This is a genomic window from Arthrobacter sp. 260, assembly GCF_013116745.1.
Taxonomy (GTDB): Bacteria; Actinomycetota; Actinomycetes; order Actinomycetales; family Micrococcaceae; genus Arthrobacter_D.
The window spans coordinates 248,163-263,051 of record NZ_JABFOE010000002.1; the positions used below are offsets into that span (position 1 = coordinate 248,163).

General features: G+C 64.9%; 12 protein-coding genes and 1 pseudogene. All 13 read right to left on the bottom strand.

The window, feature by feature from the left end; all coding sequences use genetic code 11:
• Nucleotides 1–120: 120 nt before the first annotated feature.
• The 13 genes and pseudogenes from HMI57_RS03655 to HMI57_RS03715 all read right to left on the bottom strand — a co-directional run bounded on the left by HMI57_RS03655 (nt 121) and on the right by HMI57_RS03715 (nt 14,888).
• A complete protein-coding gene (locus tag HMI57_RS03655; RefSeq protein WP_171584543.1) occupies nt 121–594 on the bottom strand; it encodes an ASCH domain-containing protein in 474 nt (157 codons plus the stop codon).
• Nucleotides 591–2,492 carry a GNAT family N-acetyltransferase gene (locus tag HMI57_RS03660; RefSeq protein ID WP_171584544.1) on the bottom strand — a complete coding sequence of 634 codons (1,902 nt, stop codon included), beginning with the start codon at nt 2,490–2,492 and terminating at the stop codon, nt 591–593. The genes HMI57_RS03655 and HMI57_RS03660 overlap by 4 nt, the downstream gene beginning before the upstream one ends.
• Before the next feature lie 288 nt (nt 2,493–2,780).
• Nucleotides 2,781–2,862, bottom strand: a pseudogene (locus HMI57_RS18995) (helix-turn-helix domain-containing protein); the annotation flags it as partial.
• A 136-nt stretch (nt 2,863–2,998) separates the two neighbouring features.
• Nucleotides 2,999–4,717: a dihydroxy-acid dehydratase gene (locus HMI57_RS03670; RefSeq protein ID WP_171584545.1), complete on the bottom strand. Its 1,719-nt coding sequence runs from the start codon at nt 4,715–4,717 to the stop codon at nt 2,999–3,001.
• Nucleotides 4,714–5,874, bottom strand: coding sequence for an acyl-CoA dehydrogenase family protein (locus tag HMI57_RS03675; RefSeq protein ID WP_171584546.1), 1,161 nt, complete (start codon nt 5,872–5,874; stop codon nt 4,714–4,716). The genes HMI57_RS03670 and HMI57_RS03675 overlap by 4 nt, the downstream gene beginning before the upstream one ends.
• Before the next feature lie 44 nt (nt 5,875–5,918).
• On the bottom strand, nt 5,919–7,112 hold the full coding sequence (locus tag HMI57_RS03680; RefSeq protein ID WP_346655124.1) for a CoA transferase: 1,194 nt from the start codon (nt 7,110–7,112) through the stop codon (nt 5,919–5,921).
• Nucleotides 7,105–8,004, bottom strand: a complete 900-nt coding sequence (locus tag HMI57_RS03685; RefSeq protein WP_171584692.1) for a fumarylacetoacetate hydrolase family protein — start codon at nt 8,002–8,004, stop codon at nt 7,105–7,107. The genes HMI57_RS03680 and HMI57_RS03685 overlap by 8 nt, the downstream gene beginning before the upstream one ends.
• Nucleotides 8,005–8,074: 70 nt before the next feature.
• The gene (locus HMI57_RS03690; RefSeq protein ID WP_171584547.1) at nt 8,075–8,848 is read right to left on the bottom strand and encodes an SDR family oxidoreductase; all 774 of its coding nucleotides are present in this window, start codon (nt 8,846–8,848) and stop codon (nt 8,075–8,077) included.
• A complete protein-coding gene (locus HMI57_RS03695) occupies nt 8,848–9,756 on the bottom strand; it encodes a dihydrodipicolinate synthase family protein (protein ID WP_171584548.1) in 909 nt (302 codons plus the stop codon). The genes HMI57_RS03690 and HMI57_RS03695 overlap by 1 nt, the downstream gene beginning before the upstream one ends.
• Entirely contained in the window at nt 9,753–10,991 is a 1,239-nt protein-coding gene (gene lhgO / locus HMI57_RS03700) for an L-2-hydroxyglutarate oxidase (RefSeq protein WP_171584549.1), read from the bottom strand. The genes HMI57_RS03695 and lhgO overlap by 4 nt, the downstream gene beginning before the upstream one ends.
• Nucleotides 10,988–12,220: an MFS transporter gene (locus HMI57_RS03705; protein ID WP_171584550.1), complete on the bottom strand. Its 1,233-nt coding sequence runs from the start codon at nt 12,218–12,220 to the stop codon at nt 10,988–10,990. The genes lhgO and HMI57_RS03705 overlap by 4 nt, the downstream gene beginning before the upstream one ends.
• A complete protein-coding gene (locus HMI57_RS03710) occupies nt 12,217–14,370 on the bottom strand; it encodes a TRAP transporter fused permease subunit (RefSeq protein WP_225667922.1) in 2,154 nt (717 codons plus the stop codon). Before HMI57_RS03710 ends, HMI57_RS03705 begins: the two co-directional genes overlap by 4 nt.
• Nucleotides 14,367–14,888 carry a hypothetical protein gene (locus tag HMI57_RS03715; protein WP_171584551.1) on the bottom strand — a complete coding sequence of 174 codons (522 nt, stop codon included), beginning with the start codon at nt 14,886–14,888 and terminating at the stop codon, nt 14,367–14,369. The genes HMI57_RS03710 and HMI57_RS03715 overlap by 4 nt, the downstream gene beginning before the upstream one ends.
• Nucleotide 14,889 lies beyond the last annotated feature (1 nt).

Sequence of the window (14,889 nt, forward strand, 5' to 3'; positions counted from 1 at the left end):
GCTCGCGCTTAGGTTTCGCCACTCGTCCTGAGATGTTGCGTTTCGGTACACCCATACGAAACAGGAAACAGGAATCTCCGGCCCTGTTCTGTGTTTACATGTCGACGTATTGGACCGTTATCAGTGTGAGCTGTGGTCCTCATTTACGGTTGCCAGCAGGCGCGCGTATGAATCTGCTTGAAGATACCTCCAGCTTTGTGGAGGCTCAAGGCCATGGTCTGTACGCAATTCAGTAAGCGGCACAGGGCGCTGGCTAGCTGTCACGTTTTCTAGCTTGAGCGCGTGGGCGACTTCAGCACCAAGAAAGTAGTCATCAAACTCTTTCCGAGTAACTCCAAGATGAATCTCAAACTGGTTCCAGATGGCTTCGGGTGTACCTGTTGCCACCTCGGAGACCTTGGCTCGGGCCACGATGGCTTTGTCACCGCCTGAGGAGTAAACGATGATGTCAAGGCCAGCTGCATGTCGAGGTACTTTCCTCCGCAGCTCAAAAGTTTTGCTGCCATCCAGGATGGCGCGGACAAATCTGGTTCGTATGGATATTAGGACGCCGCCCTGGCCGGCAGCAGCCTGCGATCCCGTGTAGTAGGTCATCGCTTCATCCCCATTGCGTAGATTTCCTGAAAAGCTTCACCGTCTATCCTTCGCACCGTCGGGACGGTCCCGAGTATCCTCCCGTAGTGCTCGACGATACGTGATGCCTCAGACAGCTTGACGCTATGGCGCAGGATCTCCGTATCGCCGAAACGAAGAGCGACGGCATAGCCGGTTTTCCCTGCCCTTTCTTCTATGTCCTGGTAGGTCCAAACGCCGTACTTTTGGAATCTTGTGTGTAGAGACTGCGCTGATCCTTTGTGGGATGAGACCAATTGGGAGGCGGCGACTATCGCGCCACCGGCCTTCCCACTCACGTACCAAAGGATTCGGCCTGGGGCGGTAGGGAATAGGTTTGCCGACTTGTAGTAGACATGTCGGCGTCCGATGCCAAGGCCATCGGAACGAGCTAGAAGTGGCGTGTCGTAGCCAAGCAGCTCGCTGGCATATCGCTGTCTAATCGGCACAACGTAACAGGGCAGAGGGGCATCGATAACTTTAAGAGGCCAGAGCTCGTGCTCGAGCCGAGCGATTTCTTTTCCTGTGGCCTCTCCTTGTCTGATCCAAGGACGCAGATCCCAAGGTGCGTGGTTTCCTGCATGAATATCGGTTTGCTTCAATTGCGCGTCCACTACTTCAACTGACCAGCGGCCGTCTAGCGATCGGAATCCATCTTCGCCAAAGATCGGTTCCGCGATTTCGCCGCCTCCGGGTTCCGGATCAGTTATTACCGCACGGAGGGCTCCAGATTGCAGAGCTTCTTGCCGCAGTTGAAAGAGTATTTGTTTCAACAGAGTTGGACCCAGGGGAGACCTGCGTACGCGGAGGATCGGTACTTCAAGAGCGTCTCCAGATCGCGTTGTCGCTACTAATGCGTCTGCGAGAGTGCTGTCCGCTGAATGGACAGTTCTCACGTTGGCATTAGTTTGCGATCGAAGATGCTTCGCGAATGCTGCCCGGGTTTCGCCTCGGTGGGATGTTATGAGGTGGTTGTGCTCTCTATCCGCTCCGGCCAACGCGCGCCTGATGGTGATTGACGTGTTCTGTATCCGGTCCGGTGCATCTCGTCGAACTCCCTTGAGCTCCTCAATTTTTACGACAAGTTGGGAGGGGTGAAGAATGTCTACACCATGGAGTTCCGCTCGGGGACGCAAGATTCTGCCCGCGTTATCGTCGTTGGTGATCATTACCGAGGCCCCAGCGACGATCGTTTCGGCCAAGACTCGGGCATCGCTAGGGAGACTACGATCTCTTAGTATCTCGACTGGGTCGATGCCATCCAGCAACTCCTCAACGAGCTGGTCACTAATCGCGAGGTCTCCGGTTAGCGACTCATACTTTGAGATTCCCGCCATGACAATGCGCCGTTCCGCGAGGTTCGGAGTCTCTGAAAGTTCGTTCTTGACTGATCTGGTTACGCAGTAGATGACCTCTTCGCTGAGCGACGGAGCCTCGAAGTACTGCTGTGTGAGCAGGTCACGCCCCAACGTCAGATCTAGTACAACGTTCGTGTCCAGGACAGCTTGAATACGTAAGTCATCTTCCCGAGCAGCGGCGAACAGATCTGCGTGTCCAAATCCCCGCCACCAAGCAGTCATTTCAGCCTGGTCTCGGCCTCTTCCTGTCGGCAGGCTTTCGGCTTGAAAACCAAGCTTCGGCCATACTTTGTGGGCTGCGTAGTCTCTACGGCACTTAAGGCGGATTCCTTGGCGATCACCATGTCTTGTTTGTATTTCGTCGATGAGTTTGCGTGCTGTGCCGGTGCCCTGAAGGTCGCTTCGAACGCAGAGGTGAACGAGCCTGACATCAGAGTAGGGGAGATCAAATAAGACATATCCTGCGAGGTCGGACCCTATGAACGCTCCAAGTACACGCGCATCGCAAATGGCTTCCAGCATGGCTTGAGCTGGATAAAGGCCGAGATGTTTCTTGAAACGGTCGCCTAGATCGACTACATCAGCCCAATCGCCCTCAAGACATTGTCTGATAGTCAAGCTAGGGGCTACTGTCGATTTTCTTCCGACCGGTTCCAAGATCTACCCTCTGCTCAGCTGGCTACCCACCTATCTGTGCCCTAAGTTCTGTACAGGCTGAACAACGGCAAAATAGTTTCCACTTCATACCTAAATCCGAAAGCTTGGGCCGCACCATATTCTTCTTGCTCTTAGTTGTTCGAGGATAACCGACTATTGAGACGTCCGTTGCACAATGCGATACACCGTTGACCTCGCGATTTTGAAGAGTTCGGCGATTTCGGTGGTGGTGTGTTGTCCTCCCTAAGTCTGCATGACACTCAGCCAACGGCTCAGCCTGTTCCAACGGACGCTGTAATGAACCACAGGATCGTGGCGCATCTTCGTCGTCCCGCTCGCTCGAGTGCTAGACAGATGGCCGGCCCAGATGTCTAGCCCTGCAGGAAGCGGAAGTCGCAGCCCTCGTCCGCCTGGGTTACCTCGGTGACGAAGAGCTTCCGGTAGCCCCGCTCCGGAACCACTTGTGATGCCGGACCCATGGCTTCCTCACGCCTGGCCAGCTCTGCATCGGACACCTCCAACTGGATCAGCCGCTGGCTCACGCTCAAGGTGATCGTATCCCCGGTCTGCACCAACCGCAGCGGGCCACCTACCGCCGACTCAGGGGTTACGTGCAGGACGACGGCGCCAGCCGCGGTGCCGGACATCCGGCCGTCCGAGATGCGCACCATGTCGCGGACGCCCTGCGAGGCAAGCTTCTTCGGGATGGGTAGGTACCCGGCCTCGGGCATGCCGGGGGCGCCGACCGGACCGATGTTCTTCAACACCAGCACCGACTCGGCGGTGACATCCAGGTCGGCATCATCGATCCGAGCTGCCAGGTCCGCGGTGTTCTCGAACACCACCGCAGAGCCGGTGTGTTCCAGCAGCGCAGGGGATACGGCAGCCTGCTTGATGATCGCCCCACCCGGCGCCAGGTTCCCCCGAAGGAACGCAAGGCTGCCCTCCGGATACACGGGGTTGGACAACGGCCGGATGATGTCCTGCGGAAAGCCGGGACCGGCGTCGTCAATCTCCTCACCCAGCATCCGGCCAGTCACGGTCGGCACATCCCGGTGAATCAGCGACCCCAGCTCCCGCAGCACAGCGGGAACCCCGCCGGCACGGTGGAAGTCCTCCATGTAGTACTTCCCGGACGGCTTCAGATCCACCAGCACGGGCGTCTCAGTGCTCATCCGGTCCAGCTGCTCCAGCGACAACCGGATCCCCAACCGACCAGCCACAGCGGTCAGGTGAATGATCGCGTTCGTCGAACCGCCGATGGCCAACAGCACCCGCAACCCGTTCTCGAACGACTCCTGGGTCAGAATGGTGTCCATCTTCGTCCCGGCAGCCGCCAGGGCAACGGCCTGGGTCCCGGTCGCCTCGGCGATCCGCACCCGGTCGGCCGTGACCGCGGGAGCCGACGCCGAACCCGGCATCGCAATCCCCATTGCTTCGGTCAGGCAGGCCATGGTGCTGGCCGTGCCCATCACCGAGCACGTGCCGACGCTGCCGACCAGCCGCGAGTTCACGTCGTCGATCTCTGGTTTGGAAATCTCCCCGCCCCGGAACTTGCCCCAGAATGCGCGACAGTCGGTGCACGCACCCACCCGCTCGCCCCGGTACCCGCCGGTCAGCATTGACCCGGTCACCAGCGAAATCGCGGGCACTCCCGCCGACGCCGCACCCATCAGCTGGGCGGGAACGGTCTTGTCGCAGCCGCCGATCAGCACGACGGCGTCCATCGGCTGGGCGCGGATCATCTCCTCCGTGTCCATCGACATCAGATTCCGCAGGAACATGCTGGTGGGTTGCGAGAAGCTCTCGTGGATGGAGATCGTGGGGAAGTCCACCGGCAACCCGCCGGCGAGCATCACCCCACGCTTCACCGCCTCCAGCAGTGCCGGCATGTTGCCGTGGCACGGGTTGAACCCGCTGCCCGTGTTGATGATCCCGATCACCGGCCGGTCCAGGGCATCGTCGGAATAACCGGCACCCTTGATGAACGCCTTCCGCAGGAACAGCGAAAACTCGGCGTCCCCGTAGTTGGTCAGGCCCTTGCGGATGCCGGTGGCAGGTTTACCAGCGGGGGCAGCGGCGTCACTCACCGGAACGCGGGGACGCCGGTGATGTGATTGCCCAGGATCAGGGTGTGAACCTCGTCGGTGCCCTCATAGGTCCTGACACTCTCCAGGTTGTTCGCATGCCGCAGCGGCGAGTAATCCAGGGTGACGCCGTTGCCGCCGAGCATCGCCCGCGCCTCACGGCAGATCGCGATCGCCTCACGGCAGTTGTTCAGCTTGCCCACCGAGATCTGGTACGGCTGCAGGGTTCCGGCGTCCTTCAACCGGCCCAGCTGCAACGCGAGCAGGGTGCCCTTGTTGATCTCCAGCGCCATGTTCACCAGCTTCTCCTGCGTCAGCTGGTACCCGGACAACGGCTTCCCGAACTGCAGACGCTCCTGCGAGTAGGCCAGCGCGGTGAGGTAGCTGTCCCGGGCTGCGCCCATGGCGCCCCAGATGATGCCGTAGCGGGCTTCGTTCAGGCACTCGAACGGGCCGCGCAGTCCCTTGGCGTTCGGGAGCATCGCACTCTCTGGCAACCGGATGTCGGTCAGGGTGATGTCGCACTGGATGGACGCCCGCATGGAGAGCTTCTGCTTGATCGGCGTCGCCACGAACCCCGGACTGTCGGTGGGCACCACGAAGCCGCGGACGCCGCCGTCGGTCATCGCCCAGATGATGGCCACCTTCGCCACCGAAGCCAGGCCGATCCAGCGCTTCGCACCGTTGAGGATCCAGTCCGACCCGTCGCGCTTGGCGAAGGTCTGCATCGCGCCGGGGTCAGATCCGGCGGTCGGCTCGGTCAGCCCGAATGCACCGATCGCGGTTCCGGCAGCCATCTGCGGGAGCCACTCGGTCTTCTGCTCCTCGGAGCCGTGCTTGTAGATGGCGCTCATCGCCAGCGAGCCCTGCACCGACACGAAGGTCCGCAGGCCCGAGTCGCCGGCCTCCAGTTCCATCGCGGCCAGTCCGTATTCCACCGACGACTTCCCGGGGCAGCCGTAGCCCTTGATGTGCATGCCGAGCAGGCCCAGCTCGGCCATCTGCGGGACAATCTCCATCGGGAAGACGGCGTCGTCGTACCATTGGGCGATGTTCGGCTTGATCTCGGTGTCCACGAAGGACCGTACGGTCTCCCGCAGGGTGATCTCCTCAGGGGAGAGGAGGCCTTCAATACCGATCAGGTCTGACATGTCAGTCATGGTTCTGCTTTCAACTGTTGAGGAAGTCACTGGGGATCCTGCTTTCACTGTAGGTGGTGCAGTGCGGGTACGGCGGGGACGTCGAAGGCGGCACCGGTGTGCTCGCCGAGGAGGGGCGGCGGGCGCCGGTAGCGGGCGGGAGTCCCGGAGAGGTGGATCGGATTGGCGACCTGCTGGCTGGTCCGCGACCCGTCAGCGTTGGCGATTTCGACGACGGGGGCCAGGCCCAGCGTGTCAGCCAGTTCCAGCGCCTCGACAATCGAGTTCACCTTCCCGGCCGGCACCCCGGCGACGCTGAGCAGCTCCGACCACTCGGCGGCGGACTTGGACCCCAGCTGTTCTTCCAGCAGGGACTTCAGCGCCACCCGGTTAGCGACCCGGTTCGAGTTCCCAGCGAACCGCTCATCGCTGGAAAGCTCGGGCACGCCAAGCACCCGGACCAGCCCCGCGAACTGCTTGTCGGTCCCGACGGCGACGGCCAGCGGACCATCGGCGGTCCGCAGCGTCTCGTACGGTGCGATGCTCGGGTGCGCGTTGCCCATCCGTTGCGGCGATTCACCGGTGGCCAGTGTGCTCGAGGCCTGGTTCACCAGCCCCGACAGCAGGGACGACAGCAGGTTCACATCCACCCGCTGGCCCACCCCGGTCTGCTCCAGCGACCGCAGGGCGGCGAGGATCCCGACGACGGCGTTCTGCCCGGTCACCACATCCACCAGGGCAACGCCGACCTTGCTCGGTTCGGAGTCCAGCCCGCCAGTGACGCTCATCAGCCCGCCGACGGCCTGCACCAGCAGGTCATAACCCGGCAGGTGAGCGCCGGCGGTGCTGCCGAAACCGGTGATGGAGCAGTAGATCAGGTCCGGCCGCCGGTCTTTCAGGGAGTCATAGTCCAGTCCGAACCGCTCCATGATGCCGGGCCGGAAGTTCTCGATCACGACATCGGCCGTCAAGGCGATCTCCAACGCCGCCGCTTGCCCCTCGGGGGTGGTCAGGTCGCACACCACCGAGCGCTTGTTGCGGTTCACGCTGGAGAAATACGTGCCTACCCCGTACTCGTCCACCGGCGGCGTCCAGCTGCGGGTGTCGTCACCGGACGGGCTTTCCACCTTGATGACGTCGGCCCCGAAATCAGCCAGCATCATCGAGGCAAACGGCCCCGCGAGCACCCTGGAAAAGTCGGCCACCTTGATTCCGTCCAGGGGTCCCGCCGGCAATCCGTCGTCGGGTGAGTTACTCACTACCGCCACTGCCTTTCTGATGGTGGTCCTCCTGGGCAGACGCTTCCTGATCCACCACCGGGTTGCTGAGCACACCGACGCCGGGGATGCGGCATTCCGCCACGTCGCCCGCCTTGATGTGCACGGCACCCGGTGTGCCGGTGGAGATGATGTCGCCGGGGTAGAGCGGCATCACCTTGCTGTGGAAGCTGACCAGGTACTCGGGGGAGTACCTCATATTGCCCACCACGTTGCTGCGGTGCACCTCGCCGTTGATCACTGTGGACACCTCGACGGCGGCCAGCGAGCCGGCGTCGTCGGCCACCTCCGCTAGGGGCACGATCTCCGGGCCGAAGGAGAAGAAGCCGGGGAAGTTCTTGGACCGGGTGAGGAACCGGGGGTTCTTCTCCAGGATGTCCTCGGCGGTCTGGTCCAGCAGCGTGACGACGCCGGCCACGTAGGACAGCGCGTCCTCCGGCTCCACGTCGCGGCAGTACCTGCCGATGACGAGACCCAGCTCGGCTTCGGCGGTGGTGCGCACGCTCTGGTGCGGGATGGTGATGTTTTCGCCCGGGCCGATGATGGTGTGGTCGCCCTTGATGAACGACGCCGGCTCATCCGGGACACCCTCGGACAGGTCCGAGGCGTGCTCCACATAGTTCAGGCCGATGCCCCACAGCATCCGGGGATGCCGGTAGGGGGCGCCGAAGGTCACCGAATCGCGGTCACGGAACACCGCGGTGTCCGCCGTCTCGGCGAACGACTCCAGCTTCCCGAGCGAATCGGTGGCCAGCAGTTCGAGGAGGTCGCCGGAGAAGCCGGGGATGAGGTCGCGGACCAGCGCGACGCCGCGCTCGGGGTGGATCACTGCGGCGAGTTCGTCGCCGCCTTCGCGGACTGAGGCCAGGTGCATGGTCAACGCTTCTTTCTGTTCAGAGTCGAGAGGTCGAGAGATTCTTCAGGGTCAACTAGGAGACGCAGGGCTAGTACGCGCGGACCAGTCCGCCGTCGCAGCGGATCTGTTCGCCGGTCACGTAGGCGGCGGGCACGCTGGCGAGGAACGCGACGACGGCGCCGAACTCCTCGGGCGCACCGTACCGGCCGGCGGGGATGGTCTTTTCGGACGCGGCGCGGGCTTCGTCGGGTGTGCTGCCGGTCCGCTTGGCCGCTGCGGCGTCGAGCGAGGCCACCCGGTCCGTGTCGATCCGGCCCGGGAGCACCATGTTCACGGTGACGCCGTCGGCCGCGACCTCGGCGGCGAGGGTCTTCAGGTAGCCGGCGAGCCCGGCCCGGCCGATGTTGGAGAGCGCCAGGTTGGGCAGCGGCTGCTGCACGCCACTGGACCCGACGGCGACGATGCGGCCCCAGCCGCGCTCGCGCATGCCGGGCAGCACCAGGTTGGTCAGCCGCATGTGCTGCAGCAGCAGCTGGTGCACGGCGGCGAGGGCCTGCTCGTCACTGACGTCAGCTGCCCCACCGGGAGGCGGGCCGCCGCTGTTGAGGATCAGCACATCGATCGGTCCGAAGGCCTTCTCGGCCGCCTCGACCAGCGCGGCGGGGGCGCCGTCGTCGGTCAGGTCCATCGCGATCCCGACGGCGGAGGGCAGCTTGGCCGCTTCGGCCTGCACCACGTCCTCACGGCGGGCCGCGAGCACCACGTTGGCGCCCTCGTCGGCCAGCGCTTGGGCGATGGCCAGGCCGATGCCCGAGCTTGCGCCCGGCACCAACACGTTCTTCCCTTTGAGTCCGGTATCCATCAGGCAATCTCCTTCACAGCATCAAGGTGGGCGTCGATCATGTCGGCCAGGGCCGGCGGCAACGTGGGCGAGGGCGGGCGGACCGCGGCGTCGGCGATGATGCCGCGACGGCGGAGGATCTCCTTGCGGACTGCGAGGCCGATCCCGGGCTGGCCCTCGAAGTTGGCCAGCGGCAACCACGGGGCGAACGCCGCGCGGGCGGCCGGGAAACCGCCGTCGGCGAACGCGGTCAGCGCCGCCTGCAGCCCTTCCGGGTGGGAGAACCCGGTCATGGCCCCGGCAGCACCGGCGGCCAGTTCATCGAGCAGGCCGACGCCGCCCAGTCCGCCGAAGACCGGCACCGTCGTGGCTGCGGTGAGCGCCGCGATGGGAACGGCCGTCGGAGGTGCTTCGGATTTCACGGCGCTGATGAACTGGCACAGCTCCAGCACGCTGAGGATCTGAGCGGCGCTGATCTTCACGCCCGAGGCCACCGGGTAGTCCTGGAGCACAATCCCGGCGCCCGTGTCGGCGGGGATGACCTCGTTGATCGCTGTCAGGTGCGCGGCGAGTAGCTCCGGGTCGGCGCTGTTGGCCTGCACCATCAGGGCGCCCAGGTTGCTGCCGGCAGCGGCGACGGCGGTGCGTGCCTGCTCGACGGCGACCGCCGTCGACCGTGCCGACAGGCCGACCACCAGCGGGGTGTCCCCGGCTTCGTCGGCGACGGTCTGCACAATCAGGGTCTGCTCGGCGGTGTCCAGGGTGACGCCCTCGCCGAAGACGCCGAGGACCACCATGCCGGTGGCGTTCAGGCCGGTGTAGAGGCGGACCTCGCTGCGGAGGGACTCGGTGTCGACGGCGAAGTCACTGCCGTGGAAGGGCGTGGCGAGCACGCCCCAGAGGCCTTTGGAAAGAGGTGAAATAGTCACAGGGATGAGGTGTCCTTTCGGTCGGAGTTGTTCTCGAGTGCCAGCGAGACAATGTGCTCCGCGATGGCGAGGGAGGAGGTGGCGGCGGGGGAGGGCGCGTTCCTGACGGACAGCACCGAGCCCTGCCGGGTGATCCGGAAGTCGTCGACCAGGGATCCGTCGCGGGTCAGCGCCTGGGCGCGGATGCCGCGGGGGCCCGGGATGACGTCGTCGGCGGTGATCTCGGGAACGTACTTGCGGGCTTCGGCGACGAACCGGCGCTTGCTCAGCGATCCGAGCATCTCGGCCGCACCGGTGCGCCAGTGCTGCTTCGCGAAGGACCGGAAGCCCGAGTACATCACCGCGTCCATGAGGTCGCGGGGTGAGATGGTGGACCACTTGTAGCCTTCGCGGGCCAGGGCGAGCACCGCGTTGGGGCCCACCATCACCTGGCCGTCAGTGGTCGGGGTCAGATGTACGCCGAGGAACGGGTACCGGGGGTCGGGCACGGGGTACACCAGGCCGCGGACCAGATGCTTGCGCTCGGGGCGGAGCAGGTAGTACTCGCCGCGGAAGGGCACAATCTTGGGGTCGTCGTCGTCGCCGGCGAGCTTCGCCACCCGGTCCGCCTGCAGTCCGGCGCAGACGATCACCATGTCGTAGGTGTCGGAGGTTTCGGTGCCGCGATGCTTGCCCGTGACCACTGTCTGTCCGGCGCGTTCGGTCAGCGCAGTGACTTCGAAGTTGGTGTGGACGGTGCCACCGGCAGCCTCGACATCCATGGCGAGGGAACGGGTGATGGCTCCGTAGTCAACGATCGCCGTGTGGGGCGAGTGCAGGCCAGAGGTTCCCATGACATGGGGCTCCAGTTCCAGCAGCTCGGCCTGGTTGATGATGCGCACACCGGGCACTCCGTTGGCGACGGCACGCTCCATGATGTCGCCCAGCCGGCCTTCCTCGACCGGGTTGCGGGCGACGAGCACCTTGCCGCACTCGTCGTAGGGCAGGCCCTTCTCTTCGCAGTACTCCTTGAGCATGTCCACACCCTGCCGGCAAAGTTTCGCCTTCAACGAACCGGGCGTGTAGTAGAGCCCGGCGTGGACAACGCCTGAATTCCGGCCGGTCTGGTGACCGGCGAGGATGGGCTCCTTCTCAAGCACGGTCACCTCGGCGTCGGGCTGGACCTGCAGCAACCGGCGGGCGACGGCGGCACCAACAATGCCACCTCCCACCACTGCGAAACGCGTGGGCGTCATTTTTTCTCCTCCATGGGGGTCAGGGTGTGGTTTGGTTCTCCGGCCGCAGTCAGCGCCCGCGACCGGCGGATCATCCGCCGCGCCACCGTGAAGGTCACGGCGGCCAGGGCGGCGACGACGGCGGCCGCCAGCCAGGCGGTGTCATACGAGGTGGCGGCCGTCAGCAAACCGAACAGCAGCGGACCGGCCGCGGCGCCCAGGGACAGCCCGGTCTGGATAACCCCGGTGGCGGTGGCCGCGTTGGCGCGGTTGTCCCGGACCACTGCGAAGTGCACCAGGCCGGGCCAGGTCCAGCCGGCACCGTAGGCGAGCAGCGCCCCGAGCACGAACAGCAGCGAACTGGTCCCCAGGGCGAGCAGCAGGTAGCCGATCACGCCGAGGGCCAGCAGGTTGGTGATCAAGACCAGTGGGCTGCGCTGCGGATACTTGTCCATACCGAGGCCCAGCAGGATCCGGATGACCAGCCCCAGCAGAGCGGCACCAGCGAACAACAGGCCGGCGGTTCCGGGTGCCATCCCGGATTCCACTGCTGAGTCCACCAGGAACACGCCCAGCGAGGTGGCAGCAGCGGCAGCAAACCCCGCGCCCAGGCTCAGCATTACCAGGCCGCCCCGGGGGGTGCCCCGGTCAGCCTTGGGGGTTTCCCCCGGCTGGGTGGGGCGGGTGCCGGGTGCGCTGAAGAACGCCCAGACCGCAATGGCGATGGCCATCAGTGAGCCGAGCAGGAACGCGTACCGCCAGCCCACCGCGAGGGCAATCACCGGGACGGCGATCCCGGCGATCATCGAAGCCGCCGGAATGGACGACTGCTTGACCCCGAACGCCAGCCCCAGCCGGTTCGGATTGACCGCCCGGGAGATCCCGAGGTTCGCCGACGGCTGGGCCATGGCGTTGGCCAGCCCGCCGACGAACAGGGCGACGATCAGCAGGGCGAACGTCGGCGCCAGACCGGCGCCGGCCAGCGCGACGGCGGCAAGGGTTGCCGAAGCGACCATGCCCTTCGCCGCACCGATCCGCTGCACCAGTCCGCCCAGGGGGCGGGCGAGCACACCGGACACCGTGAACAGGGTGGCTGCTGCCATCCCCATCTCGGCCGGTCCGATGTCCAGATCCCCGCGGATCTGCACCGCCAACGCACCCAGCAGGAAGGCAGGAAGCACCCCTGTGGTGGTGACAGAGACGGCCTGCAGCATGGTGACTGCTGCATGCGTCGACGGTGCCTGGGTCATGGAGCGGTGGGATCCGTTGTCTTCGCTGGGGCAGCGTCAACCTTGGCGGCATCCGCGACGGGTGGGTCGGTGTCCGGATCATACGGGTGCCGCTTCCGACCGATGAGGTGCACCACGACGCCGACGGCGATGATCGCCACACCGATGCCGATGTTCACCGGGTCAAGGGTGAGCAGCGGCAGGGAGCCGATGGCCAGGATGACCCGTTCCGGCCAGCGTGCCGGTCCGAGCAGCCAGCCGCCCGTGGAGACCGCGAGTGCTGCCACGGCGAGGAGCGACACTGAGAAGGCCAGCGCCACGGTAGCGACACCGCCCTGCAGCAACAGTCCGACGCCGTCTCCGGAGAGGACGAAGATGAACGGCACCAGGAAGGCGGACAGGGTGTACCGCCAGGTGAGCCACATGGTTTTGATTGGTTTGCCGCCGGTGATCGCCGATGCTGCGAACGGGGAGAGCGCCGTCGGCGGCGACACCTCGCTGAGTACCGAGTAGTAGAAGATGAACATCGCCGCGGCGAAGCCGGGAACGCCCACGTCCTGCAGGGCGGGTCCGATGATCACCCAGGAGATGATGAAGCTCGCCGTAACCGGTACGGCCAGGCCCAGCAGGATCACGGCGATGGCCGAGAAGATCGCGGTGAGCAGCAGGCTGCCACCGGCGAAGTCGACGATGATGCTCGCCAGCTTCAGGCCCAGACCGGTCAAGGTCATGATGCCGACGATCAGGCCGGCCGCAGCCATCACGGGGATGACTGAGAGGGCGCCAGTGGCACCGGTGGCCAGGGCGTCGAAGATCTTCCGCGGAGTCATCCAGGATTCGCGGTCGAAGAAGCTCAGCACGAACGCGAGGATGGTGGCGAACACCACGGCGCGGAAGGGGGTCATGCCGAAGGCCATGAACACCACGATGGCGGCCAGCGAGCTGAAGTGGTAGCCGAACCGCAGCAACAGCTTGCCGACCGGTTTGACGTCCATGGCGACGGCCTTCGTCTTGAATCGGCGGGCGTCCATTTCGATGGCGAGGATGATGCCGAAGTAGTAGAGCAGGGTGGGGATGGTGGCCCAGATCAGCACCTCAAGGTAGGACACCCCGAGGAGCGCGGCAATGATGAACGCCGCCGCGCCGAGGGTGGGAGGCGACATGATGGCGCCGATACCCGCGGCGGCGAGAATACCGCCACCGTGTTCCTTCGGGTAGCCAGCCTTGCGGAGCAGTGGCCAGGAGATGCCACCGAGGGTCACGGTGGTGGCGACGCCGGAACCGGAGACGGTACCGAGCAGGAAGCCCGCCAGGGTGACGGTGCGGCCGGGGCCGGACTTTGACTGGCCGAACGCCGAGAAGGAGAGGTCAATGAAGAACTTGGTGGCGCCCGAGGCGCCCAGCACCGCACCGTAGACGGTGAACAGGATGATGTACGTCGCGGCGACGTCGGTGGGTACCCCGAAGATGCCCTGGGTGCCCATCACGTTGTGACCCACCAGCCGGATCCAGTCGAATGAGGACGTGTTGAACGGCGCCGGAATGTACGGACCCCAGTAGGCGTAGGCGAAGAACCCGATCACCACGAGGGGCACCAGGATGCCGACGGTGCGCCGGGCCGCTTCCAAAACCACGAGGATAGCGATGACGCCCATGATCAGGTCAAGGTAGGTGGGGGTGATAGCGCGGCGGAAGAACGGGTCCCAGTCGGAGATGATGTAGGCGAACGGCACAATGGCCACGATCGCGCACACCCAGTCGAGCAGGTGCGGGTTATCGGACTTGCCCGCTTCCTTGGCTTTCGCTGACCTGCCCCATCCCCGGTAGACGAGGAACGTCAGGGACAGGCCGATCATCAGGAACGCGGGGAGGTAGAACTGCGTCGCCATCGGGTTGAACACCCAGTACAGCGCGAACAGGGACAGTCCCGCGCCGCCGATCTTGACCACCATGGCCGGGATCCCGGTCAGCTGCCGGGCGGGTTTCTCCGCCTCGAACTCGGCGATCAGCGCCTCTTCGTCGATCTCTTCGCTGCGCTGGATCGGGTTGATCGGCGCGTCGTCGGGTATTCGCGCTTCGTCGCGCCGTGCCGGATCGATTGCCTCACTGGGGGTGGGGCGGTGCTGCTTGCCGGCCTTGAGGGCGCCGTCGCCGTCAATTCGCTCGGTCATGGGGTCTCCTTGATGTCTAGCAGGATGAAGGGCTGATCGTCGTCGACCAGGGTCCACAGCGAAACGGGCGCTGCTCCGGGCAGGTGGAGGGTGCGTTCACCAAGATCGGTGGCGGCAATGGAAAGTTCGGTGAACACAGCGGGGTGCGCGGGGTCGGGGTCGACCACGTACTTCCGCCGGTCGGTGGGTTCCGCGGGGGTGGGGGCCCCGGGGACGCCGTAGTACTCTTCGAGCACTGCGAGCTGGTCGGCAGCGATCTGGTCGAGCCGGAAACTGCCGTCGGGGAGGACTGTGTAGCGTTCCTCGGCAACTGTTTTGTAGATGGAATTGCGGTAGCTGACCGCGAAGGTGTCCCCGGGGAGGGCCACCGAGGCCAGCCCGCCGTCGTCGTTGGTGATCACGATGCTGCGCTCGGAGGCTCCCTGATCGGGGGCGTCCTGGGCAGCAACCGCGAACGCCCCACCACCCAGCGTGCCAAGGCACACCAGGACGGCGACGACGACGGCGGGCTTGCGCATC